27 protein-coding genes are annotated in these 23,779 nt (G+C 69.8%); 17 read left to right on the plus strand and 10 right to left on the minus strand.

Annotation, left to right across the window (positions count from 1 at the left end):
* Positions 1-232: 232 nt before the first annotated feature.
* Positions 233-1,276, plus strand: a complete 1,044-nt coding sequence (locus ACVNF4_RS15270) for a zinc-dependent alcohol dehydrogenase family protein (RefSeq protein ID WP_461803341.1) — start codon at positions 233-235, stop codon at positions 1,274-1,276.
* On the opposite strand, the gene ACVNF4_RS15275 is transcribed toward ACVNF4_RS15270, so the two are convergent.
* From ACVNF4_RS15275 to ACVNF4_RS15285, 3 genes are all read right to left on the minus strand, one after another.
* Positions 1,257-1,847, minus strand: a complete 591-nt coding sequence (locus ACVNF4_RS15275) for a GNAT family N-acetyltransferase (protein WP_461803342.1) — start codon at positions 1,845-1,847, stop codon at positions 1,257-1,259. The genes ACVNF4_RS15270 and ACVNF4_RS15275 overlap by 20 nt on opposite strands.
* 57 nt (positions 1,848-1,904) lie before the next feature.
* Positions 1,905-2,105 carry a helix-turn-helix transcriptional regulator gene (locus tag ACVNF4_RS15280; protein WP_461803343.1) on the minus strand — a complete coding sequence of 67 codons (201 nt, stop codon included), beginning with the start codon at positions 2,103-2,105 and terminating at the stop codon, positions 1,905-1,907.
* Between the two features lie 178 nt (positions 2,106-2,283).
* A complete protein-coding gene (locus tag ACVNF4_RS15285) occupies positions 2,284-3,201 on the minus strand; it encodes a sugar phosphate isomerase/epimerase family protein (protein ID WP_461803344.1) in 918 nt (305 codons plus the stop codon).
* 129 nt (positions 3,202-3,330) lie between these two features.
* On the opposite strand from ACVNF4_RS15285, the gene iolC reads away from it, so the two are divergent.
* Genes iolC through mmsA form a run of 5 tightly spaced genes read left to right on the plus strand, consistent with a single transcriptional unit; the run spans position 3,331 to position 9,448 of the window.
* Positions 3,331-4,338, plus strand: coding sequence for a 5-dehydro-2-deoxygluconokinase (gene iolC / locus ACVNF4_RS15290; RefSeq protein WP_461803345.1), 1,008 nt, complete (start codon positions 3,331-3,333; stop codon positions 4,336-4,338).
* A complete protein-coding gene (locus tag ACVNF4_RS15295; protein WP_461803346.1) occupies positions 4,335-5,225 on the plus strand; it encodes a Cgl0159 family (beta/alpha)8-fold protein in 891 nt (296 codons plus the stop codon). The genes iolC and ACVNF4_RS15295 overlap by 4 nt, the downstream gene beginning before the upstream one ends.
* Before the next feature lie 7 nt (positions 5,226-5,232).
* Complete coding sequence (gene iolB, locus ACVNF4_RS15300) at positions 5,233-6,048, plus strand: 5-deoxy-glucuronate isomerase (RefSeq protein ID WP_461803347.1); 816 nt, start codon at positions 5,233-5,235, stop codon at positions 6,046-6,048.
* The gene (gene iolD, locus ACVNF4_RS15305) at positions 6,045-7,913 is read left to right on the plus strand and encodes a 3D-(3,5/4)-trihydroxycyclohexane-1,2-dione acylhydrolase (decyclizing) (RefSeq protein ID WP_461803348.1); all 1,869 of its coding nucleotides are present in this window, start codon (positions 6,045-6,047) and stop codon (positions 7,911-7,913) included. The genes iolB and iolD overlap by 4 nt, the downstream gene beginning before the upstream one ends.
* Positions 7,914-7,945: 32 nt before the next feature.
* Positions 7,946-9,448: a CoA-acylating methylmalonate-semialdehyde dehydrogenase gene (gene mmsA / locus ACVNF4_RS15310; protein ID WP_461803349.1), complete on the plus strand. Its 1,503-nt coding sequence runs from the start codon at positions 7,946-7,948 to the stop codon at positions 9,446-9,448.
* 67 nt (positions 9,449-9,515) lie between these two features.
* On the opposite strand, the gene ACVNF4_RS15315 is transcribed toward mmsA, so the two are convergent.
* Positions 9,516-9,830 carry a hypothetical protein gene (locus ACVNF4_RS15315; protein ID WP_461803350.1) on the minus strand — a complete coding sequence of 105 codons (315 nt, stop codon included), beginning with the start codon at positions 9,828-9,830 and terminating at the stop codon, positions 9,516-9,518.
* 125 nt (positions 9,831-9,955) lie between these two features.
* Between ACVNF4_RS15315 and ACVNF4_RS15320 the strand changes: the two genes are divergently transcribed.
* The 4 genes from ACVNF4_RS15320 to ACVNF4_RS15335 are packed head-to-tail and all read left to right on the plus strand — an operon-like array spanning position 9,956 to position 11,444.
* Positions 9,956-10,804 (plus strand): DUF5753 domain-containing protein, encoded by an 849-nt coding sequence (locus ACVNF4_RS15320; RefSeq protein ID WP_461803351.1) that lies wholly within the window; start codon positions 9,956-9,958, stop codon positions 10,802-10,804.
* Entirely contained in the window at positions 10,783-10,995 is a 213-nt protein-coding gene (locus tag ACVNF4_RS15325; RefSeq protein ID WP_461803352.1) for a DUF397 domain-containing protein, read from the plus strand. Before ACVNF4_RS15320 ends, ACVNF4_RS15325 begins: the two co-directional genes overlap by 22 nt.
* A 12-nt stretch (positions 10,996-11,007) precedes the next feature.
* On the plus strand, positions 11,008-11,220 hold the full coding sequence (locus ACVNF4_RS15330; protein WP_461803353.1) for a DUF397 domain-containing protein: 213 nt from the start codon (positions 11,008-11,010) through the stop codon (positions 11,218-11,220).
* 11 nt (positions 11,221-11,231) lie between these two features.
* Entirely contained in the window at positions 11,232-11,444 is a 213-nt protein-coding gene (locus ACVNF4_RS15335) for a DUF397 domain-containing protein (protein ID WP_461803354.1), read from the plus strand.
* Here ACVNF4_RS15335 and ACVNF4_RS15340 read toward each other — a convergent pair.
* The 3 genes from ACVNF4_RS15340 to ACVNF4_RS15350 form a co-directional block, all read right to left on the minus strand.
* Positions 11,433-11,786, minus strand: a complete 354-nt coding sequence (locus tag ACVNF4_RS15340) for a helix-turn-helix domain-containing protein (protein WP_461803355.1) — start codon at positions 11,784-11,786, stop codon at positions 11,433-11,435. The genes ACVNF4_RS15335 and ACVNF4_RS15340 overlap by 12 nt on opposite strands.
* A complete protein-coding gene (locus ACVNF4_RS15345; RefSeq protein WP_461803356.1) occupies positions 11,783-12,157 on the minus strand; it encodes a type II toxin-antitoxin system RelE/ParE family toxin in 375 nt (124 codons plus the stop codon). The genes ACVNF4_RS15340 and ACVNF4_RS15345 overlap by 4 nt, the downstream gene beginning before the upstream one ends.
* A 93-nt stretch (positions 12,158-12,250) precedes the next feature.
* Positions 12,251-13,081, minus strand: coding sequence for an oxidoreductase (locus ACVNF4_RS15350; RefSeq protein ID WP_461803357.1), 831 nt, complete (start codon positions 13,079-13,081; stop codon positions 12,251-12,253).
* Between the two features lie 139 nt (positions 13,082-13,220).
* Here ACVNF4_RS15350 and ACVNF4_RS15355 point away from each other — a divergent pair, with 139 nt between their 5' ends.
* The 4 genes from ACVNF4_RS15355 (at position 13,221) to ACVNF4_RS15370 (ending at position 19,472) form a co-directional block, all read left to right on the plus strand.
* Positions 13,221-13,808, plus strand: a complete 588-nt coding sequence (locus tag ACVNF4_RS15355) for a TetR/AcrR family transcriptional regulator (RefSeq protein ID WP_461803358.1) — start codon at positions 13,221-13,223, stop codon at positions 13,806-13,808.
* A 154-nt stretch (positions 13,809-13,962) separates the two neighbouring features.
* Positions 13,963-16,590, plus strand: a complete 2,628-nt coding sequence (locus ACVNF4_RS15360) for a CocE/NonD family hydrolase (protein WP_461803359.1) — start codon at positions 13,963-13,965, stop codon at positions 16,588-16,590.
* Complete coding sequence (locus tag ACVNF4_RS15365) at positions 16,587-17,447, plus strand: ABC transporter permease (RefSeq protein WP_461803360.1); 861 nt, start codon at positions 16,587-16,589, stop codon at positions 17,445-17,447. The genes ACVNF4_RS15360 and ACVNF4_RS15365 overlap by 4 nt, the downstream gene beginning before the upstream one ends.
* Before the next feature lie 105 nt (positions 17,448-17,552).
* Complete coding sequence (locus tag ACVNF4_RS15370) at positions 17,553-19,472, plus strand: AMP-dependent synthetase/ligase (protein WP_461803361.1); 1,920 nt, start codon at positions 17,553-17,555, stop codon at positions 19,470-19,472.
* Positions 19,473-19,570: 98 nt separating this feature from the next.
* On the opposite strand, the gene ACVNF4_RS15375 is transcribed toward ACVNF4_RS15370, so the two are convergent.
* From ACVNF4_RS15375 to ACVNF4_RS15385, 3 genes are all read right to left on the minus strand, one after another.
* A complete protein-coding gene (locus tag ACVNF4_RS15375) occupies positions 19,571-19,978 on the minus strand; it encodes a rodlin (protein ID WP_461803362.1) in 408 nt (135 codons plus the stop codon).
* Between the two features lie 115 nt (positions 19,979-20,093).
* Positions 20,094-21,155, minus strand: a complete 1,062-nt coding sequence (locus ACVNF4_RS15380; protein ID WP_461803363.1) for an LCP family protein — start codon at positions 21,153-21,155, stop codon at positions 20,094-20,096.
* Positions 21,156-21,257: 102 nt separating this feature from the next.
* Positions 21,258-21,659, minus strand: a complete 402-nt coding sequence (locus ACVNF4_RS15385; protein ID WP_461803364.1) for a rodlin — start codon at positions 21,657-21,659, stop codon at positions 21,258-21,260.
* Between the two features lie 222 nt (positions 21,660-21,881).
* On the opposite strand from ACVNF4_RS15385, the gene ACVNF4_RS15390 reads away from it, so the two are divergent.
* The 3 genes from ACVNF4_RS15390 to ACVNF4_RS15400 all read left to right on the plus strand — a co-directional run.
* The gene (locus ACVNF4_RS15390) at positions 21,882-22,292 is read left to right on the plus strand and encodes a rodlin (RefSeq protein WP_461803365.1); all 411 of its coding nucleotides are present in this window, start codon (positions 21,882-21,884) and stop codon (positions 22,290-22,292) included.
* Positions 22,293-22,540: 248 nt separating this feature from the next.
* The gene (locus ACVNF4_RS15395) at positions 22,541-22,768 is read left to right on the plus strand and encodes a chaplin (RefSeq protein WP_109362607.1); all 228 of its coding nucleotides are present in this window, start codon (positions 22,541-22,543) and stop codon (positions 22,766-22,768) included.
* Positions 22,769-22,948: 180 nt separating this feature from the next.
* Positions 22,949-23,779, plus strand: an 831-nt coding sequence (locus ACVNF4_RS15400) for a chaplin (RefSeq protein ID WP_461803366.1), incomplete at its 3' end; no start/stop codon positions are given.

Consider the following 23,779-nt stretch of genomic DNA (forward strand, 5'->3'; position numbering starts at 1 on the left):
CGCATGCTGGCCCTGGCCGCCGCGATCTGGCACAACTTCCAGACCGGCCAGGCGGTCAGCCGCTCACTGACCGCCTATGACCACTGACCGTATTTGGAAAGACTCGTCTAGGGGGACGGAGAGAGCGGCTTTTGTCGCACTTTATGCGCGCGCGCAAACCCCCGCAGTCCGGACGGCCCGCACGGGCTACCGCACCCTTCCTGCATGATCACCCCACCGAAAGGAGCGCGGCATGCGGGCAGTGGTGTTCGAGAGGTACGGCGAGCGGGCCGAGGTCAGGGACGTGCCGGACCCGCGTCCCGAACCGCACGGAGTGATCGTCCGAGTGGAGTCCACGGGCCTGTGCCGGAGCGACTGGCACGGCTGGCAGGGGCACGACCCGGACATCACCCTCCCGCACGTCCCGGGCCACGAACTCGCCGGCGTCGTCGAGGCGACCGGCCGGGACGTCACGCGATGGCGCGAGGGCGACCGCGTCACCGTCCCCTTCGTCTGCGCCTGCGGCACCTGCCCCGCCTGCCACGCCGGCGACCAGCAGGTCTGCGAACGCCAGACGCAACCCGGCTTCACCCACTGGGGTTCGTTCGCCGAGTACGTCGCCCTGGACCACGCCGACGTCAACCTCGTCGCGCTGCCGGACGACCTCTCGTACGCCACGGCCGCCTCATTGGGCTGCCGCTTCGCGACCGCGTTCCGCGCGGTGGTGCAGCAGGGCCGCGCCGCCCCGGGGGAGTGGGTCGCCGTGCACGGCTGCGGCGGCGTGGGCCTGTCCGCCGTCATGATCGCGGCGGCGACAGGCGCGCGCGTGCTGGCCGTCGACATCTCGCCCCGCGCGCTGCACCTCGCGAAGGAGTTCGGCGCGACGGAGTGCGTCGACGCGAGCACGGTGGACGACACGGCGGCACACGTCCGTGACCTGACCGGCGGCGGCGCCCACCTCTCCCTGGACGCCCTCGGCTCCCCGACGACCTGCGCAGCGTCGATCAACTCCCTGCGCCGCAGAGGCCGCCACCTCCAGATCGGCCTCCTCCCCTCCGACACCGGCACGACCCCCGTCCCGATGGCCCGCGCGATCGCCCTGGAGCTGACCCTCATCGGCAGCCACGGCATGGCCGCCCACACCTACCCCCAGATGCTGGACGCGGTCCGCACGGGCGTCCTGCGCCCGGACAGGCTCGTCACGTCGACGATCACCCTGGACGCCGTCCCGGAGGCCCTGGAGACGATGGGGACGGCGCCGGGTTCGGGGGTGACGGTCATCGAACCGTGGAGGTGACCTCGGTGACCGACGGATACCCCCGGTGAACGGCCCACTCCTGCTCCAGCACCCCCATGACCACCTCGTCCACCCACTCCCCGTCCTTCATCTCGACCTCCCGGCGTATCCCCTCCCGCACGAACCCGACCTTCTCGTACACCCTCAGGGCACGAGAATTGAACGCGTACGCCTCCAGCCCGATCCGATGCAGTCCGACCTGATCGAATCCGTACCCGACGATCAGCCGGACGGCCTCCGTACCGAGCCCCCGCCCCCGCCCGCGCGCCCCGATCCACGTCCGGAACGTACAGCTGCGCGCCTGCGGATCCCACTCGTTGAGGACGACCTCCCCGACCAGTTCCCCACCGACCCGGTCGGTGACGGCGAGATCGAGCCGGTCGGCCTGCGCGCTGCGCGACCCGTACCAGGACCGCAGGAACTCGGGGGAGAGGGGATTCGGCGAGGCCCCGGTGAACCGGATGACCTCGGGGTCCTCCATGAGGGCGGCCATCCTCTCGGCATCGTCCTCGGTGAACGGGCGCAGGACGGTCAGAGGGCCGGTGAGAACGGGTTTCGCGGAGAAGTCCATGGACGCGACTGTGCCCCACCCGAAGGCGGGGCACAGGTGGTTTTCCCGGACGGCGGCTCACTCCTCCCGGCGCGTCTGGCTCCGGGGTCTCGACGCGGCCCACGCCCGGACCGTGTCGGCGTACCAGTACGGCTTGCCTCCTTCGACGTGGTCCGGCGGCGGCAGGAGGCCGTGTTTGCGGTAGGAGCGGACGGTGTCGGGCTGGACGCGGATGTGGGCGGCGATGTCCCTGTAGGACCAGAGCTGACGGTCTGTCATGTGCTGCTGAACGACACCGGCCGACCGGAGGGAAGCGCCGGTTGATCACGTGTGACCGAAAGCCCGCGTACACGCGACATGCGTGACACAAAGGTGGTGTTTGTGACACACCTGACAAAAAATGCCCGAAACGCACGCCCATGGGGAGTGCGTTTCGGACACGGAGAACAAAGGGCGCTCAGGCCCCGCAGGACCTCAGGAACGCCCGGGTCCGCTGGGCGATCGGCAGCGGCTTGTCCGGCTCGCACGGGTACATGTCCTGCTCGACGATCGCGAACAGGTCGACGTCCAGCCGCCCGGCCGCCTCCAGCACCGGACCCAGCGCGGGCACGCCGGAAGGCGGCTCGCACATGACCCCCTGCGCGACGGCCGGCCCGAACGGCGTCCCCTTCGCGCGGACGTCGGCCAGGATCTCGGGGTCGACCTGCTTGAGGTGCAGGTACCCGATCCGCTCCCCGTACGTCTCGATCAGCTTGACGCTGTCCCCGCCGCAGTACGCGTAGTGCCCGGTGTCGAGGCACAGCGACACCAGCGACGAGTCGGTGCCGTCCAGGAACCGGACGACGTTCTCCTCGCTGTCGATGTGGGTGTCCGCGTGCGGGTGGACGACGATCTGGAGCCCGTACTCGTCCCGCACCCGCTCGCCCAGCCGCTCGGTGAGGGTGTTCAGATTCCGCCACTGCTCCGGCGTGAGCGTGTCCGGCTCCAGGACCTCACCGGTCTTGTCGTCGCGCCAGAAGGACGGGATGACGACGAGGTGCTTCGCGCCCATGGCCTGCGCGAGGACGGCGTTGTCGGCGACGTGCGCCCAGGTCTTCTCCCAGACGGACTCACCGTGGTGCAGCCCCGTGAAGACCGTGCCGGCGGACACCTTGAGGCCCCGCTCGGCGACCTCCTTCGTGAGGACTGCGGGGTCCGTCGGGAGGTACCCGTAGGGGCCCAGCTCGATCCACTCGTACCCGGACGCGGAGACCTCGTCGAGGAACCGCTGCCAGGGCACCTGGGCGGGGTCGTCCGGGAACCAGACGCCCCAGCTGTCGGGGGCCGAACCGATCCGGATGCGGGAGAGTGAGGGAGATGAGGACAACGTCGTCATGGGCGCCAGCGTGCTGTCTCCCCCGGGAGGTGTCAAGGGCTGGTCCGAATGTCTGGACAAAGTATTGACAGCGTTGGAGAGACGGGGCTAGAAAACCCTGAGGCGAGTCCGCGACGTGAAGGGAACCCGATGGCGTACGACCTGATCACCATGGGACGGATCGGGGTGGACCTCTACCCGCTCCAGACGGGCGTCCCGCTTCCGCAGGTCACCTCTTTCGGGAAGTTCCTCGGCGGCTCGGCGACCAACGTCGCGGTCGCGGCGGCCCGCCTCGGCCGCAGCACCGCCGTCATCACCCGCACCGGCGACGACCCCTTCGGCACCTACCTCCACGAGGAACTGCGCCGCTTCGGCGTCGACGACCGCTGGGTCACCCCGGTCGCCGGCCTCCCCACCCCGGTCACCTTCTGCGAGGTCTTCCCGCCGGACGACTTCCCGCTCTACTTCTACCGCCGCCCGAAGGCCCCCGACCTCGAAATCGACGCCCACGAACTGGACTTGACGGCCCTTCAGGAAGCCCGCCTGTTCTGGGTGACCGGCACCGGACTCAGCGAGGAGCCCAGCCGCACGGCGACCCTCGCCGCCCTCGCCCACCGCGCGAAGTCCGGCACCACGGTCTTCGACCTCGACTGGCGCCCCATGTTCTGGTCCGACCCCGAGGTCGCCCGCCCCTTCTACACCGAGGCGTTGAAGCACACGACCGTCGCCGTCGGCAACCTCGACGAGGTCGAGGTCGCGACCGGCGTCCGCGAACCCCGGGCCGCCGCACGGGCGTTGCTGGACGCGGGTGTCGAACTCGCCGTCGTCAAGCAGGGACCCAAGGGCGTCCTCGCGGTCAACGCCAAGGGCGAGGAGGCCGAGGTGCCGCCGCTGCCGGTGCACGTCCTCAACGGCCTCGGCGCCGGCGACGCCTTCGGCGGCTCCCTCTGCCACGGCCTCCTCGAAGGCTGGGACCTGGAGAAGATCATGCGCCACGCCAACGCGGCCGGCGCGATCGTCGCCTCCCGCCTGGAGTGCAGCTCGGCGATGCCGACAACTGCCGAGATCGAGGCGGCGGTTGCGGCCGGAGAGGTCACGCCGGAGATCTCGGGCGCGGCGGGCGCGGCCACCGAAACCCTTTCTGGAGCCGACCGATGAGCCCTGTCGCCGTGAACGTCGGCGAGATCGTCCGCCTGCGCGCCGAGCGCCCCGAGGCGGTCGCGGAGGCGGCGGCGAACCGCACGCGCCGCCCCCTCGTGGGCGACACCGGCCGCCTGATGATCGTCGCGGCCGACCACCCCGCACGCGGCGCCCTCGGCGTCGGCGGCGACAAGCTCGCCATGGCCAACCGCGCCGAACTCCTCGAACGCCTCTGCCTCGCGCTCAGCCGCCCCGGCGTGGACGGCGTCCTCGCGACCGCCGACATCCTCGACGACCTGCTGCTGCTCGGCGCCCTCGACGGCAAGGTCGTCATGGGCTCGATGAACCGCGGCGGCCTCCAGGGCTCCGTCTTCGAGATGGACGACCGCTTCACCGGCCACCGTGCCGAAGACCTCGAACGGCTGAACTTCGACGCGGGGAAACTGCTCGTCCGCATCGACTACGACGACCCGGGCTCCCTCACCACCCTGGAGACCACGGCCCGCGCGATCGACGACATGGCGGCCCGTCGACTCCCCCTGTTCGTCGAACCGTTCATCAGCCGCCGGACCCCCGAGGGCAAGGTCGTCAACGACCTCTCCGCCGAGGCCGTCACCCGCTCGATCGCCATCGCCTCAGGCCTGGGCGGCACTTCGGCCTACACCTGGCTGAAGCTCCCCGTCACCGAGAACCCCGACGACATGGCCGAGGTCATGCAGACGTCGACGCTGCCCGCCGTGCTGCTCGGCGGCGAGGTCGGCGGCGACCAGGACGGCGCGTACGAAAAATGGCGCGGCGCGCTCCAACTCCCCACCGTCCGGGGCCTGGTGGTCGGCCGCTCGCTGCTGTATCCGGCGGACAGCGACGTCGCCACCGCCGTGGACACCGCCGTAGGACTGCTGTGAGGGCCGCATGAGCAACGTCGAACTCCACGTACCCAAGGGCGCCGCCGCACAAGGCGATTACGCGCTCGACATCGACCCGAAGAGCGCGGGCTGGGGCTACAGCGCCCTGCGTATCGTCGAGTTGGGGGCCGGCGGCTCCCACACCTTCGACGCGGGGGAGAGCGAGTGGATCGTCCTCCCCCTCGAAGGCGGCTGTACCGTGCGAACAGACGGTGAAACATTCCAACTCCTGGGCAGGGAAAGCGTTTTCGCGGGGGTCACCGACTTCGCGTACGTTCCCCGAGAGGCTCAGGCCACGATCGCCTCCGGTGCGGGAGGCCGCTTCGCCCTGGCAGGAGCGAAGTGCGAGCGACGACTCCCCGCCCGCTACGGCCCCGCACCGGAGGTCCCCGTCGAGGACAGGGGCAGCGAGAACCGGCTGCGCCACGTCCGCAACTTCGCCTCGGCCGACGCCTTCGACTGCGACAGGCTGATCGCCGTCGAGGTCGTCACCCCGGGCGGCAACTGGTCGTCGTACCCGCCGCACAAGCACGACGAGCACCGGCCGGGCGAGGAAGCCGAGTTGGAGGAGATCTACTACTTCGAGATCGACGGCGAGGGCGGCTTCGGCTACCAGCGCGTGTCCCCCTCCCGCGAGGGCGGCGCGGACGTCCTCGCCGAGGTCCGCTCGGGCGACGCCGTCCTCGTCCCCGACGGCTGGCACGGCCCGTCGATCGCGCAGCCCGGCCACGACATGTACTACCTGAACGTCATGGCCGGCCCCGGCGCCACCCGCGAATGGCGCATTTGCTTCCACCCGGACCACACGGAGGGTTACCGATGACCATCAGGCTGACAGTGGCCCAGGCCCTGGTCCGCTTCCTGGCCGCCCAGTACACCGAGCGCGACGGACAGCGGCAGCGCCTCATCAGCGCCACCTGGGGAATCTTCGGCCACGGCAACGTGGCCGGCCTCGGCCAGGCGCTCGTGGAGCACGCCGACGCGATGCCCTACCTCCAGGGCCGCAACGAACAGTCGATGGTCCACGCGGCCGTCGGCTACGCCCGCCAGTCGAACCGGCTCTCCACCCACGCGGTGACGACGTCGATCGGCCCCGGCGCCACGAACCTGGTGACCGGCGCGGCCCTCGCGACCATCAATCACCTCCCGGTACTACTCCTCCCGGGTGACATCTTCGCGACCCGCGTCGCCGACCCGGTCCTCCAGCAGCTCGAAGTCCCGTACGCGGGCGACGTGTCGGTGAACGACGCGCTGCGCCCCGTCTCGCGCTACTTCGACCGCGTCACCCGCCCCGAAGCCCTGATCCCGGCCGCCCTCCAGGCGATGCGCGTCCTCACGGACCCGGTCCAGACGGGCGCGGTGACCCTCGCGCTGCCCCAGGACGTGCAGGCCGAGGCGTACGACTGGCCGGAGGAGTTCTTCGCCGACCGCGTCTGGACGGTACGCCGACCCGGCGCCGACCCCGTCGAGCTGGCGGCGGCGGCCGAGGCGATCCGGTCGGCCCGGCGCCCCCTGATCGTCGCGGGCGGCGGCGTCCACCACAGCCGCGCGGAGGACGCCCTCGCCTCCCTCGCGAGTACTACGGGTATCCCCGTCGCCTCCACCCAGGCCGGCAAGGGCTCCCTCCCGTACGACCACCCTCAGGACGTAGGGGCTGTCGGCCACACCGGCACCGCCACCGCCGACGAACTCGCCCGCACCGCGGACCTGGTCATCGGCGTCGGCACCCGCTACACCGACTTCACGACCGCCTCCAACACCCTCTTCAGCGCGGACACCCGCTTCCTCAACCTCAACATCGCCGGGTACGACGCCCACAAGCTGGCCGGCCTCCCGCTGGTCGCGGACGCCCGCAGCGCGCTGATCGCGCTGGCCGCCGAGTTGGGCGGGCATCGCTTGGAGGCGGCGTACATCGCGGAGTACACCGAGGACAAGGAGCGCTGGGAGCACCGCGTCGACGCCGCGTACGAGGCGACCGAGCAGGATGTACGGCCCACCCAGACCCAGGTACTAGGGGTACTGGACGCCCTCTGCGACGAGTCGGACATCGTCATCAACGCGGCCGGCTCCCTCCCCGGTGACCTGCACAAGCTGTGGCGGGCCCGCTCCCGGGACGGCTACCACCTGGAGTACGGGTACTCCTGCATGGGGTACGAGATCCCGGCCGCGATCGGCGTCAAGATGGCGTCCCCCGAGCGGAACGTCTGGGCGCTGGTCGGCGACGGCACGTACCTGATGATGCCGACGGAGATCGTGACGGCCGTCCAGGAGAACGTCGCCTTCAAGATGCTCCTGATCCAGAACCACGGGTACGCGTCCATCGGCGGCCTGTCGGAGGAGACCGGCGCGGAGCGCTACGGAACGGCCTACCGTTTCCGCGCCCCCGACGGCACGTTCTCCGGCGCCCCCCTACCCGTAGACCTGGCGGCCAACGTCGAGAGCCTCGGTATGCGGGTACTACGGGCAAAGACCGTAGGGGACCTGCGCGAGGCCCTCGCCGAGGCGCGTGCCGCCGACACCCCCACTTGTGTCTACGTCGAGACCGAAACGGCAGACACAGTGTCGGGAGCGCCCCCGGCGCAAGCCTGGTGGGATGTTCCCGTGGCCGAGACCGCGACAAGGCCGTCCGCCGTCAAGGCCCGCGAGCAGTACGAACGGCACGTCGCCGACCGTCGCCGCCACCTCTAGAAGCCGCCGGAACCACAAAGGAGCACCTGGGCATGACGAAGATCGTCAACCACTGGATCGGCGGCAAGACCGTCGAAGGCGCGTCGGGCACGTTCGGTCCTGTCACGGACCCGGCGACCGGCGCGGTCACCACGAAGGTCGCGTTCGCGACGGTCGACGAGGTCGACGCGGCCGTCGCCGCCGCCAAGGACGCCTTCGTGTCCTGGGGCCAGTCCTCGCTGGCCAAGCGCACCGAGATCCTCTTCAAGTTCCGCGCGCTGCTCGACGCCAACCGCGACGCCATCGCCGAGCTGATCACCGCCGAGCACGGCAAGGTCCACTCCGACGCGCTCGGCGAGGTCGCCCGTGGCCTGGAGATCGTCGACCTCGCCTGCGGGATCAACGTCCAGCTGAAGGGCGAGCTGTCGACGCAGGTCGCGAGCCGCGTCGACGTCGCCTCGATCCGCCAGCCGCTCGGCGTCGTCGCGGGCATCACGCCGTTCAACTTCCCGGCCATGGTGCCGATGTGGATGTTCCCCCTCGCCATCGCGACCGGCAACACGTTCGTCCTGAAGCCGTCCGAGAAGGACCCGTCGGCGTCCCTCAAGCTGGCTGAACTCCTCGCCGAGGCCGGTCTCCCCGACGGCGTCTTCAACGTCGTCCACGGCGACAAGGTGGCGGTGGACCGCCTGTTGGAGCACCCGGACGTCAAGGCCGTCTCGTTCGTCGGCTCGACCCCGATCGCGCGCTACATCCACACCACGGCGTCGGCAAACGGCAAGCGGGTCCAGGCACTTGGCGGCGCGAAGAACCACATGCTGGTTCTGCCGGACGCGGACTTGGACGCGGCAGCGGACGCGGCCGTCAGCGCCGCCTACGGTTCCGCCGGCGAGCGCTGCATGGCCATCTCCGCTGTTGTCGCGGTCGGTTCGATCGGCGACGAACTCGTCGAGAAGATCCGCGAGCGCGCCGAGAAGATCAAGATCGGCCCCGGCAACGACCCGACGTCGGAAATGGGCCCCCTGATCACCGCCGCCCACCGCGACAAGGTCGCGTCCTACGTGACGGGCGCGGCGGCCGAAGGCTGCGAAGTCGTCCTGGACGGCAGCGACTTCACGGTCGACGGCTTCGAGGACGGCCACTGGATCGGCATCTCCCTCCTCGACAAGGTCCCGACGACGGCCAAGGCGTACCAGGACGAGATCTTCGGCCCCGTCCTGACGGTCCTGCGCGTCGACACGTACGACGAGGGCATCGCCCTGATCAACGCGTCCCCCTTCGGCAACGGCACCGCCATCTTCACCCGCGACGGTGGCGCCGCCCGCCGCTTCCAACTGGAGGTCGAGGCAGGGATGGTGGGCGTCAACGTCCCGATCCCCGTCCCGGTGGGCTACCACAGCTTCGGTGGCTGGAAGGACTCGTTGTTCGGCGACCACCACATCTACGGCAACGACGGCACGCACTTCTACACGCGCGGCAAGGTCGTCACAACGCGCTGGCCGGACCCCTCCGAGGGCCCCTCGGGCGTGGACCTGGGTTTCCCGCGCAACCACTGAGCGGCAACTGAACAACGCCCCGCCGCCCCCGAGTTGGGGGTGGGCGGGGCGTTGTCGTGTCGCTCACCTACTCGTCCTCGTCGTCATCCTCGAAGTAGTCATCAATCCCCAACCGCCGCCCCCGCGACTCCGCCACCCTCACGGCATCCCGCAGACACTCCGACAGCCTCTTCCCCGTGAACAACACTTCCCCGGGCGCCGAGTTGGGGTCACCGAGCACCTCCGTCGCGTGCTCCAGCACTTCGACGGCGGTGTCCATCTGCCTGGCCTCCACGGCGTCGGCGAGCAGGGTGACGCGTCCCATGCCGCTGGGGTCGGGGGCGAGGTAGCAGGGGCCGCCGTAGTCGTTGGTCCAGGGGAGCAGGCGGAGTTTGGGGTCCATGGGGGTGCCTCCGGAAATGGGGGGTTTAACCGTTTGTGCCTCCATGGTTGCGGTGCGTCGTTACCCTCGACAGTGGGAGACCGTTTCCGGCCGCCACAGAAACGAGGGCGAAGGAGCCTGGCGATATGACCATCGACGCGAGCGGTGTCGAAGTTCCTTGCACGGCAAGGGAGTTGTACTCGCGGGAACTTCACCGCCAACGCACTGCGGCGGGCCTGTCCTTCCAAGGGTTGGCGGACGTCGTCAACTACAGCAAGCCTCATGTGTACGGCGTCGAGATCGGAACTCGCATGCCGCTGCCGCCGATCTCGGCGAAGTTCGACGTCGCGTTCGGCACGGGGGTGCTGTTTCAGGGCATCTACGAAACGATCCTTAAGGAGCAGCCCCAGAAGAGGTTCGACCACTGCCTGGAGCTGGAGGCGAAGGCGGTCCGGATCCAGGAGTTCAGCTCGAACCTGGTACCGGGCTTGCTTCAGACGGAGGCGTACATGCGGGCGCTGTTCGGCTGCAACAACCTGGAGGCGACGCCCGAGAAGATCGAGAACCTGGTCGCGAAGCGCCTGAGTCGGCAGGAAGTGCTTCGTGGAGACAACCCGCCTGACTACTGGGTCATCCTGGACGAGGCTGTCCTGCGCCGTCCGGTGGGTGGCCCGTCGGTCATGCGTGACCAACTCGCGGTACTCCGGCCCCTGGTGAACACAGGGCGCACGACGATCCAGGTCGTCCCTTTCGACGCGGGCGAGTACGTATGCATGAACGGAACCCTCATCCTGCTGACAGCGTCCGACGGCTTGACCACCGTCTACCACGAAGGCGGCGGTATCGGGGAGGCGTTCGATGACCGCGCAACGGTCGCCAGCCGCATCCGCGAGTACGATCACATGAAGGCATGCGCACTCTCGCCGAAGGCGTCTGCGACGTTGATCGAAGCGGCAATTGAAAGGTTCGACCGATGCGAGTCACCCCAGACTTGACCGCCGTTCAGTGGCGCAAGTCCACCTATAGCGGAGGCCAAGAGGGAGACGCCTGCGTCGAGGTTGCCGACAACATCGCAGACTTGATCCCTGTGCGCGACAGCAAGACTCCCCACGCCGCCTCCCTGGCTTTCGCACCTCCCGCGTGGCAAGCCTTCATCGAGTCCGCCAAGAGCACCTCCGCCCCCTGAGAGGTTCGACCGATGCGAGTCACCCCGGACCTGACCGGCGCTCAGTGGCGCAAGTCCACCTATACCGGTGGCGAAGCGGGTGACAACTGCGTCGAGGTGGCCGACAACATTCCCCACCTCATCCCTGTGCGCGACAGCAAGACTCCCCACACCGCCTCCCTGGCCTTCGCGCCTCGCGCCTGGCAAGCCTTCATCGAGTCCACCAAGGACACATCCACCCTCTGAGAGGTCGATCGATGCGAGTCACCCCGGACCTGACCGGCGCCCAGTGGTGCAAGTCCACCTACAGCGGCGGCCAGGACGGGTCGGACAACTGCGTCGAGGTCGCCCACAACATCCCCCATCTCATCCCCGTCCGCGACAGCAAAACCCCCCACACCACCCCCCTCACCTTCACCCCCCACGCCTGGCAAACCTTCCTCACCGCCACCCACCCCTCAAGCCACTGACGACCGCCCTCCCGCCCCCTCCCCCTCACGCGGGGTGAACACGAACGCCGAAGCGTCACCGTCCAGATCGATACTCAGCGACGCTTCCAACGCCTTGGCCAGACGCGTGAGCAACGGCAGGGTCGGCACGGAATCACCCCCCTCGATGTTCGAGATCTGCGGCTGACTCATCCCCGCCCGCCGAGCCAACTCACTCTGCGACAACCCAAGTTCCGTGCGCCGGTCGTAAACGGCCTGCCCCAGGGCAAACGCGTACCCGGCCTCCACGTAAGCGGCCGACTCCTCGACCCGTTCTCCCAAAAGCTTCCGGGTCCGGCGTGTCCTCCACTGGGAGTGGTTCACGACTTCTCCTCCTCCGCTCGGTCATACCTGTGCTCGGCGCGACCATGCTCCGCCTCGCACACTTTCTGCGCCTGCTGAGCCCGCTCGACCTCGGCGTCCTCACGCTGCCGGGTCTTGCGGAACACCGTCAGCAGGACAATCCGCTGCTCGGGGGCGAGCCAGTAGGTGATGCGAACCGCATTCCCGTCCACGGTGAAACGCAACTCGCGGAGTTTGCCGCCGAGATGACGTGAATACGGCTCGCCGAGGGTCGTCGGCTGAGCGGCGAGCATGTCGGCGGCGCGCTCGGCCTTGTCGTACTGCTGGTCCGAAAGGAGTGCCAGCCACTGACGTACCTCGGGTTCGATCTCGATCTGCCACGGATGACCCACACCTGCGACTATACAGATATCTATATGGCGAGTGTCGGGTTCGCAGCGCTGGGCCGCCGAGGTCGAAGCCGCAGATGACCGACGTACCCCCGTTCAGCGAGGCAACCCCACCGCCCGAGAAATCACCGAGTCGAACGCCCGGTCCGACAGCACCCGCCGCAAGGCGATGAACGGCCGCGCACCGAACCCCGTCGCATACCGAGTCCTGGGCCGCCCCGAACTCACCGCCTTGGCGACCGCCTCGGCAATGACACTCGGCGGCGAATTCCGCTTCGCGTTGGCCTCGGACCGCAGCGAGGACGCCACGGCGGCGGCCTGCGCACCGTACGCCCCGCCCGTGGACGTCTCCTCCAGCTTGGCCGCCGCGATGCCACCCCACTCCGTCGCGATCCCGCCGGGCTCGATGACGACGACGTCGATCCCGAACGGCTTGGCCTCCAGGCGGAGGCAGTCGCTGAGCGCCTCCAGGGCGAACTTCGTGCCGTGATACCAGCCGCCCAGCGGCGTATGGACCTTCCCGCCCATGGACGTGATGTTGACGACCGTCCCGGAGCGCCGCGCGCGCATGTGCGGCAGGACGAGCTGGGTCAGCCGCAGCGCCCTGAAGACGTTCACCTCGAACTGGTAGCGGGCCTCGTCGAGGGGGACGTCCTCGATCGCCCCGTACGACCCGTACCCCGCATTGTTGACGAGGACGTCGACGCGCCCCGTCTCCGCGATGATCAGGTCCACGCCGGCCCGCATGGACGCGTCGTCGGTGACGTCCATCTTCAGCGGTCGGACCCCCTGCGTGGCGAGCCGCTCCAGGCGGTCGGTGCGGCGGGCGGCGCCGTAGACGGTGTAGCCGAGGGCGTGCAGTTTGAGGGCGGTGGCCTCGCCGATGCCGGAGGACGCGCCGGTGACGAGGGCGGTCTTGGTGGTCATGGCGGAGTCCTTGATGTCCGTCACGGGCCCGGCAAGTAAGCTGAACCCTGGTTCAGTATCTATCCTGAACCCTGGTTCATCTTTATGCAACCCGGTGAGCCGAAGAGCACACCCGGACAAGTGAGAGGCCGCGAACCCCATGCCCCAGCCCACCCCCCGGCCCCGAGCCCCCCGCGCCGACGCCGTCCGCAACCGCAAAAAAATCCTCACCGCGGCCGGCGAACAGATCACCACCCACGGCCCGGACATCGGCATGGACGAGATCGCCGCCGCCGCAGGCGTCGCCGTCGGCACCCTCTACCGCCACTTCCCCACCAAGACGGACCTGGTCGCGGCGGTCGTCGCCGCACACATCACCCACGTCGCCGACGACGCGGACGCCGCCCTGGCCCGCGTCACCGCCGGCGCCCGCGCGCTGGACGAACTCACCGGATTCCTGGACCGCGTGATCGAGGCGTCCGTCGTCGACCGCGTCGTCAAGGCGGCGGCCCAGACCCTCGGCGCCGAACCCGGCGACCGCGTCGACGAGGACCGCGCGAGCGCCGCCGTCACCGCGCTGATCGAGGCCGGCCAGACCGCCGGGGACATCCACCCCGACGTCACCGTCCAGGACATCTACCTGCTGTTCTCCACCGCCCCCACCGACCGGCCGGAGGCCGTCCGCACCCGCTGGCGCACCCTCGTCATGCCGGGCCTGACGACCAGCCCCCGCCCGGTGGCGGGTTGACACGTACCGCGCTCGCAGTACGGCCCGTTCGCCTGTACGCCTTGAGGAGGGGCCCGTGCTCGCTCTCCGGTCGACAGCTCTTTGTCAGACTCACCCCGTACCGTTGACGTATGGATGATCGACTGCCCGGACAGACCCCGCCGAGGGGCCGCACATGAGCTGGTGGCCCCCCTCCCCGAGGCGCCTCCTGGCCGGAGCAGCCGCCGTCGCCGTCCTCGCGGGCGCGGGCACGTGGACGGCCGTGGCGTCGGACGGCAAGCCCGCGGTGCGTGAAGCGGACCGTGTCATGGACATCAACGGCGTCAAGCTGGACACGTCGTACTTCACGACCGACAGCACGAAGAAACGCCCCGCAGTCCTCCTCGCGCACGGCTTCGGCGGCAGCAAGGACGACCTCAAGAACCAGGCGGAAGACCTCGCGAAAGACGGGTACGCCGTCCTCACCTGGTCCGCGCGCGGCTTCGGCAAGTCCACCGGCAAGATCGGCCTGAACGACCCGAACGCCGAGGTCGCGGATGTCTCGAAGCTGATCGACTGGCTCGCGAAACAGCCGCAGGTCCAGCTCGACAAGGCGGGCGACCCGCGCGTGGGCGTGGCCGGCGGCTCCTACGGCGGGGCGATCTCCCTGCTCGCCGCCGGTCACGACAGCCGGGTCGACGCGATCGCCCCGTCCATCACGTACTGGAACCTGGCGGACGCCCTCTTCCCGAACGGTGTCTTCAAGAAACTCTGGACCGGCGTCTTCTTCAACACGGCGGGCGGCTGCGCGAAGTTCGAGCCCGCGCTGTGCGCGATGTACGACCGTGTCGCGGAATCCGGCGTCCCGGACGCCCAGGCGAAGAAACTCCTCGAAGCCCGCTCCCCCTCGGCCGTCGGCAACCGCATCAAGGTCCCCACCCTCCTCCTCCAGGGCCAGACCGACTCCCTCTTCACCCTCGCCCAGTCCGACGCCGCGGCGAAGGCGATCAAGGCGAACGGCGCCCCCGTGGACGTCGACTGGCTCGCCGGCGGCCACGACGGCGGCAACATGGAGCCGGCCCGCGTGCAGTCACGCGTCACGGCCTGGTTCGACCGCTACCTCAAGGACGACAAGTCCGCCGACACGGGCCCCGCGTTCCGCGTCACCCGCACCGGAGGCGTCGACTCCACGGACGGCGCGGCCCAACTGAAGGGCGCGAGCGCGGCCACGTACCCGGGCCTCGAAAACGACACCCGCACCATCCAACTCGCGGGCCCCCAGCAGACGTTCGCCAACCCGCCCGGCGCCAGCCCGCCCGCGATCTCCGCCCTCCCCGGCCTCGGCGCCGGCCGAGGCGGCCTCGCCCAGCTCTCCTCCCTCGGTGTCGGCCTCTCCCTCGACTTCCCCGGCCAGTTCGCCGCGTTCACCTCGAAACCGACGACGGACGACCTCCGCATCACCGGCTCCCCGACGGCGACGGTCCACATCACCTCGACGTCCGACGACGCCGTCCTCTTCGCGAAGGTGTACGACGTCGGCCCGGACGGCCGCAGCCAGTTCCTCCCCTCCCAGCTGGTCACCCCGATCCGCGTGACCGGCGCGAAGGACGGCAAGGACGTCACCCTGACCCTCCCGGCGATCGACCACAAGGTCCAGAAGGGCCACAGCCTCCGCCTGGTCCTCGCCTCCACGGACCTCGGGTACGCCTCCCCGGCGGCAGCGGCGTCGTACACCGTCGCGCTGACCAGCCCTCTCAAGGTCCCGACCGCGCCGGACGTGAAGACCACCGCCTCCACCTTCCCCGCGTGGGTCTGGTGGCTCCCGCTGGCGGGCCTCGGCATCGCGGCGGCCCTCCTGCTGACGGCCCGCCGCCGCACCGCGACCCCGGCCCCCGACCCGGAACTGAACGACGTCCCCCTCCAGATCACCGGCCTCACCAAGAAGTACAAGGGCGGCGACCGCTACAGCGTCCGCGACCTCGGCTTCACAGTCGAAAAGGGCCAGGTCCTCGGCCTCCTCGGCCCCAACGGCGCGGGCAAGACGACGACCCTGCGCATGCTGATGGGCCTCATCAAGCCCGACGGCGGCGAGATCCGCGTCTTCGGGCACGCGATCCGCCCCGGCGCCCCCGTCCTCTCCCGGGTCGGCGCGTTCGTCGAGGGCGCGGGCTTCCTCCCGCACCTCTCCGGCCGCGAGAACCTGGAGCTGTACTGGCAGGCGACCGGCCGCCCCGCCGAGGACGCGCACATGGACGAGGCCCTGGAGATCGCCGGCCTCGGCGACGCCCTCGCCCGCGCGGTGCGCACCTACTCGCAGGGCATGCGCCAGCGCCTCGCGATCGCCCAGGCCATGCTCGGCCTGCCGGACCTCCTGATCCTCGACGAACCGACCAACGGCCTCGACCCGCCGCAGATCCGCGAGATGCGCGAGGTGATGATCCGCTACGCCGCGCAGGGCCGCACCGTCATCGTCTCCAGCCACCTCCTGTCCGAGGTCGAGCAGTCCTGCACGCATCTCGTGGTCATGGACCGAGGCCAACTCGTCCAGGCGGGCCCGGTCGCCGAGATCATCGGCTCCGGAGACACCCTCCTGGTCGGCACGGCCACCCCGGTCGACGAGCCGATCGTCGAGAAGATCGCGGCCCTGCCCGGCATCGCCTCGGCGGTCGCCACGGACGACGGCATCCTGATCCGCCTCGCCCAGGGCGGCACCGCCCGGAGCCTGATCACCGAGCTGATCCGGCTGGACGTCCCGGTCGAGTCCGTCGGCCCGCACCGCCGCCTGGAGGACGCCTTCCTCACCCTGATCGGAGGTTCCGCATGAGCACGCTCACCGAAACGGCCTCCGGCTACCGGGCGTCGAACACCCTGCCCCTGCGGGTCGAACTCGCCCGCCAGTTCAAGCGCCGCCGCACACTGATCATGGGCGGCATCCTCGCCGCGCTGCCGTTCGTCCTGTGGATCGCGTTCATGATCGGCGGGACCCCGGACGACCGAGGCGGCACCGGCCGGGTCTCCCTGATGGACACGGCGACGGCGTCGGGCGCCAACTTCGCCGCCGTGAACCTCTTCGTGTCCGCCGGGTTCCTGCTGGTCATCCCGGTCGCCCTGTTCTGCGGGGACACGGTCGCCTCGGAGGCCGGCTGGTCCTCCCTGCGCTACCTCCTCGCGGCGCCGGTCCCGAGGGCCAGGCTCCTGTGGTCCAAGCTGATCGTCGGCCTGGGCCTCAGCCTCGCCGCGATGATCCTGCTCCCGGTCGTCGCCCTCGCGGTCGGCACGGCCGCCTACGGCTGGGGCCCGCTGGAGCTCCCGACGGGCGGCGCGCTCGCGCCGGGGACGGCGGCGCAGCGGCTGCTGATCGTCGTCGGCTACATCTTCGTCTCCCAACTCGTCACCGCCGGGCTCGCGTTCTGGCTCTCCACCCGGACCGACGCCCCGCTCGGCGCGGTCGGCGGCGCGGTCGGCCTGACGATCGTGGGGAACGTCCTGGACGCCGTCACCGCCCTCAAGGACTGGCGCGACTTCCTGCCGGCGCACTGGCAGTACGCCTGGGCCGACGCCGTGCAGCCGACCCCCGAGTGGGCGGGCATGGCACAGGGGGCGTCCGTCTCGGTGACCTATGCGGTGATCCTGTTCGCCCTCGCCTTCCGGGGGTTCGCGCGCAAGGACGTGGTCTCGTAAAAGTGGTCTCGTAACCCTCCCGCACAGGCCCGACCCCTGGCCCTGGAAGGCTACGCGCGAGTAAGTTGCCCTCACTTCCAGCCAGTTGAAGTCAGGGGAACGGTCATGGGCGTACGCAGGGACCTCAGGAGAGCCAAGGGGCGCACCGACCTCGCGGCCCGCATCGCCCTGGACCTGGTCCGGGACGAGAACGGCACGGTCCGCGAGGCCCGCGTCCCCTCCCTCACCGCCCCCCTGACGACGGGCAGCGTCGCCGACCTGCCGTACAAGAACGCCGCCGAAGCGCCGACCGACGTGATCCTCAAGCGCCGTGGCCCCGACGGGACGTGGCGCCCCATCACGGCCGCCGAGTTCGCCGCCGAGGTCACCGCCGTCGCGAAGGGCCTGATCGCGGCCGGCGTGGAGCCGGGTGCCCGGGTCGCGGTGATGTCGAGGACCCGGTACGAGTGGACGGTCCTCGACTTCGCGATCTGGGCGGCGGGCGGGGTCACCGTCCCGATCTACGCGACCTCCTCCGCCGAGCAGGTCGAGTGGATCGTCCGCGACTCCGGCGCCCGGCACGTCATCACAGAGAACCCCGCGAACACCGCCACCGTCGTCGAGGCCACCGCCGCCCGCGAACCGAAACTCTGGGAACTGGACGCGGGCGCCCTCGCCGACCTGCGGAACCTCGGCAAGGACCTCGCGGACGACGAGGTCGTCAAACGCCGCCGGGAACTCACCCCCGATGCCACCGCGACCATCTGCTACACCTCAGGTACTACGGGTCGCCCCAAGGGCTGCGTCCTCACCCACACCAACCTCCACGAGGAGGCGGGCAATGTCCTCGAACTCCTCCACCCCGTCTTCAAGGCCGTCACCGGCCGCACCGCCTCCACCCTCCTCTTCCTCCCGCTCGCCCACATCATGGGCCGCGTCCTCCAGATCGCCTGCCTCACCGGCCGCATCGAGGTCGGCCACTTCCCGAGCGTCAAACCCGACGAACTCCGGCCCGCCCTCAAGGAGTTCAGGCCCACCTTCATCGTCGGCGTCCCCTACCTCTTCGAGCGCATCCACGACACCGGCCGAGCCACCGCCGAGAAGATCGGCCGAGGCGCCTCCTTCGACCGCGCCGAACGCATCGGCGTCCGCTTCGCGGAGGCGTACCTCGCCAAGTTCCTGAACCCGAGCGCGAAAGGCCCGGGACTCAAGCTGTACGCCGCCTGGGCCCTGTACGACGTCCTCGTCTACCGCCGGATCCGGAGCGAACTCGGCGGCCGGCTCAACTACGCGATCAGCGGCGGCAGTCCGCTCGACCGCACCCTCAACCTCTTCTTCCAGGCCGCCGGCATCATCGTCTACGAGGGCTACGGCCTGACCGAGACGACGGCCGCCGCGACCATGATCCCGCCCCTGGAACCCCGCCCCGGCACGGTCGGCCGCCCGGTCCCCGGCACCGCGATCCGCATCGCCGACGACGGCGAGGTCCTCATCAAGGGCGGCGCCGTCTTCCGGGCCTACTGGAACAACCCCGAGGCCACCCGACAGGTCCTCGACGACGGCTGGTTCGAGACCGGCGACCTCGGCGCCCTCGACGACGACGGCTATCTCACCATCACCGGCCGCAAGAAGGACCTCCTCGTCACCTCCGGCGGCAAGAACGTCTCCCCGGCGGTCCTGGAGGACCGCCTGCGCAGCCGCGCCCCCGTCGGCCAGTGCCTCGTCGTCGGCGACAACCGCGCCTTCATCGCCGCCCTCGTCACCCTCGACCCGGACGCGATCGCCCACTGGCTCGCCGTCCGAGGGCTCCCAGCCGGCACCCCGTTCGCCGAACTCGCCGCCGATCCCAGCCTCCGCGAAACCGTCCAGCGCGCCGTCGACTACGCCAACCAGGCCGTCTCCCGCGCCGAGTCCATCCGCGAATTCACCCTGGTGGAAGGCGAGTTCACCGAGGCGAACGGCATGCTGACGCCGTCCCTGAAGGTCAAGCGGGACGTCGTCACCCGCGCCTACGCCGAACACATCGAGGCGATCTACCGCAAGTAGCCGTCAAGCAGCCGTCAACCAGCCGTCCAGCGGCCGGACATGACGGACGGCGGGTCACCGGCGAACCGGTGACCCGCCGTCCGGCGGAGCGGTACGGCTCAGCCGTTGGCCGCGCCGTTGCCCGAGAGGACCGGGATGTTGCTGAGGATGTGCGACAGCGGCTCGTCACCCTTGGCCTGGGTGGAGTTCTCGACACACTGCTGGTTCTGCGGCGCCGACAGGACGTTGATGTCCTGGACGGCGATCGGCACGAGGCCGACGATCGAACCGGCGTTGATCTTCGCCGGCAGACCGACACAGGGCTTGTTCAGCGAACCCTGGACCAGCGAGAGCTGCGGGCTCATGTCGCCGAAGGTGGCGGAGTTGCCGAACTCCTGCGAGGCGCCGTTGCCGCTGGCCGAGTTGGTCCCGTTGCCGTCACCGATGGCCAGCGCCTGAGGCGCGGCACCGGCGGCGATACCGGCGACGGAAGCGGCTACAGCGGCGGTTGCCCACAGCTTCTTCATGGTTCTTGTTCCCTTCGAAAAAGCGGACTCCGGGGGAGGAGCTGCATGACCGAGAACGGCCCACCCCTGCCCGAGGTTGCGCAAGTTGCCCCGTTCGGCCCAGCGCGCACCCCGCTCACCTACAGGCGTACGCGCTCCCGCGCACCGGCACCGGCGCCCCCAGCAGGCTCGGCGGGTCCTTCGGGCGCGGGTTCGCCCGCGCGACCAGCAGCGGCTGGTCCTTGGCGAGCTTCCCGAACACCGCCCGCGCCTTCCCCCGGTCCCACGCGAGCGTCGAACCGACGTCCCTGCGCACAGGGTTGAAACCGGCGATCGGCACGGTCGTGAACTCCGTCGACGACACCGGCACCTTGCGCAACTCGCCCGCGAGCCGCACGAGTTCGATCACCCCGAACCCCTGCGGACCCGAACCGAGCAGCGTACGGACCCAGTTGACCGTCCGCACCGGATCGGCGAGCAGCTTCCGCGCCGACAGTCCACGCAACGCCTGCACCAGGAACCGCTGTTGACGCTGGATGCGGCCGAGGTCGGCGCTGTTGTCGAAGTGCCGGGAGCGCACGTACTGCAACGCCGGCCCACCGCTCAGCCGGTACTTGCCGGGGCGCAGGTCCAGCTTCGTCGCGGAGTCCTTCAGCCGCCGGGGCGTGCACACCTCGACGCCGCCGACCCGGTCGACGGTGTCCATGAACCGCCGGAAGTCCACCTGGAGGTACTTGTCGACCTTGACGCCGGTCATCGCCGACACGGTCTTCACCGCCAGCTCCGGACCGCCCTCCTGATAGGCCGCGTTGAGCTTGGCCTGGTGCGCCCGCCGGGTGCGCCCCGCGTAGTCCCGGTACGCCGGGACCGTCGCGAGGGAGTCCCTCGGCAGGCCGACGACGCTGATCCGGTCCCGGCGGGCCGAGAGGTGCACCAGCATCATCGAGTCCGAGCAGCCGCAGGGCTCGCCGCCCGCGTGGAACCGGCGCTTCTCGGCCGTCGTGATGGTGTCCCGCTCGTCCGTGCCCAGCAGCAGGATGTTCAGGGGGCGTCGGGGCGCGGCGTGCGCGGCGGGGAGCGCGGCGCCGGTCAGGAGGGCGGCGGCGGTGGTGAGGACGGCGGCGGGGAGGCAGAGGCGTCTCGCTCTCGCCCTCGCCGAAAGGTTTCTGTGCTGTTTATCCGATCTTTCGCTCGTCACGCCGCGCAAGGTAAACGGAACGGGCCGCCGGAAGACCGGCGGCCCGCTGCGGCGGGGCGGAAATCAGCCCCTGGGCTCAGCGAAGTGAACCCGTTCGACGGCTCAGTGGTTGGCCGCGCCGTTGCCCGAGAGGACCGGGATGTTGTCGAGGATGTGCGACAGCGGCTCGTCACCCTTGGCCTGCGTCGAGTTCTCGACACACTGCTGGTTCTGCGGGGAGGACAGGACGTTGATGTCCTGGACCGCGATCGGCACGAGGCCGACGATCGAACCGGCGTTGACCTTGGCCGGCAGACCGATGCAGGGCTTGTTCAGCGAACCCTGGATGAGCGCCATCTGCGGGCTCATGTTGCCGTAGGTCGCCGAGTTGCCGAACGCCTGGGAGGCGCCGTTGCCGCTCGCGGAGTTGGTGCCGTTGTCGTTGCCGATGGCGAGGGCCGGGCCGGCGCCCGCGCCGACGACCGACGCGGCGACAGCGGCAGCGGCGAGTACCTTCTTGATCACTTGAATAAGTCCCTTCTGGAGAAACCCCGTCCACCGGAGTGCGCTGAACAACCGGCGAAGGGGCCCGACGGTTTCCCCCATTCACCCGTACGGCCCAAGACCGGCGTGTCGGAAAACCGATCGGGTGAAGCGCCGCAACCAAATCCCGTGCCCGCTGTTGTGTCGGTGGCAGGCACATGGTCCCGGCTCTACCGCCGGGATCGGGAAAGAGAAGAGAGCGAAATGCTGAAGAAGGCAATGGCCGTGGCGGCGGTAGCCGCGTCCGTCGTCGGCGCGAGCGCGGCGGTGGCCCCCCAGGCGCTTGCCATCGGGGACGGCAACGGCACCAACTCGGCCAGCGGCAACAAGGCGCAGTCGGCGTTCGGCAACTCGGTGACCAAGGGCGACATGAGCCCCCAGGCCACGCTGGTCCAGGGTTCCGTCAACAAGCTCTGCGCCGGTGTGCCGCTCAAGGCCAACGTGGGCTCCGTCGTCGGCGTCGTGCCGATCGCCGTCCAGGACATCCCGATCCTGTCGGCGCCGCAGAACCAGCAGTGTGTCGAGAACTCGACGCAGGCCAAGGGTGACGAGCCGATCTCGCACATCGCCAACAACATCCCGGTCCTCTCGGGCAACGGCGTCGGCAACGGCTGACGTCCGCGGGTGTGTCACGCCCGGGTGGTCCGTCTTGCGTGCGGGCCGTCCGGGCGTTTTTTCCGTGACGCGCCGTCAATTTCCTTTACTTCCTTGAGGGGAAGCGTTTCACCACTCCAAACTGTTGATTATATGAATGCGTTCGAGTGAATTCCCGTTCGGCCCATGTTGCTCAGTTTCTTTCGCTGTCTATCTCTCGTTTGCAGCCTGTAGGTCATGGGAGGCATGACCACGGAGAAGGGATAGACATGAAGAAGAGCGCTGCCGTCATCGCGGGTCTGGTACTGGCGCTGGGCGGGGCGGTTCCGGCCTTCGCGGACGCGGGTGCCGAGGGTGCGGCCATCGGCTCGCCGGGTGTCCTGTCCGGCAACGTCGTCCAGATCCCGGTCCACGTCCCGGTCAACGTCTGCGGCAACACCGTCAACGTGATCGCGGGCCTGAACCCGGCGTTCGGCAACACCTGCGTCAACGACTGACGTCACGTCACACCAGGCTGAACGGCTTGGTCGAAGGCCGGCCTTGGACACCTGCCCAACGTTCCGAGGCCGGCCTTCGGCTCTCCAACGCCCTCTCTTGTGCCCAGCAGTGGCAGTCGTCGAGCGTCCGTTCACGCCGAGTCCAGCATTCATGGCAGTTCGAGCAGGAAGACAACGAGATTGCGACAGACCCTGAGCAGGGGAATGGTCGCGGCGGCTGCCGCGACGAGCATTCTGTCCCTGTGCGGCAGCCCGGCGTTCGCCGACTCGCACACCACCGGCACCTCGGCCGGTTCGCCCGGCGTCCTGTCCGGCAACAACGTCGAGGTCCCCGTCGACGTCCCGGTCAACGCCTGCGGCAACACCGCTGACGCCGCCGCCGGTTTCAACCCGACCTTCGGCAACTCGTGCGCGCATCAGTCGGCGACGGCGGGGAAGCACGGGGGGTACGGGGCGTACGGGGAGGACGAGGACGACGACTCGTACGGGTCGTACGGGTCGTCCCACGGGTCGTACGGGTCGTACGGGTCCTATGGGGATGACGATTCCGGCGAGCACTCGGGATACGGCACCGGCGGTGACACGCACGGGGACCAGCCCGGCGACACGAACGGTCAGCCGCCTGGTGGTGACACGCACGGCCAGCCGCCCACCGGCAACGACCAGCCGCCCGGCGGGGACACCAACGGCGGGGGAGTCTGCGACAACCCCGGGGACGTGATCGGCACGCCGGACTCCAACGGGGAGACGTGCGAGCAGCCGCCCGGTGGTGACACGCACGGTCAGCCGCCGACGGGCAACGACCAGCCCCCCGGTGGCGGTGACACGAACGGCCAGCCCCCGACGGGCAACGACCAGCCGCCTGGTGGCGGGGATACGCATGGTCAGCCGCCCACGGGGAACGACCAGCCCCCCGGTGGCGGTGACACGAACGGCCAGCCCCCGACGGGCAACGACCAGCCGCCTGGTGGCGGGGATACGCATGGTCAGCCGCCCACGGGGAACGACCAG

Source organism: Streptomyces sp. S6, assembly GCF_054880855.1.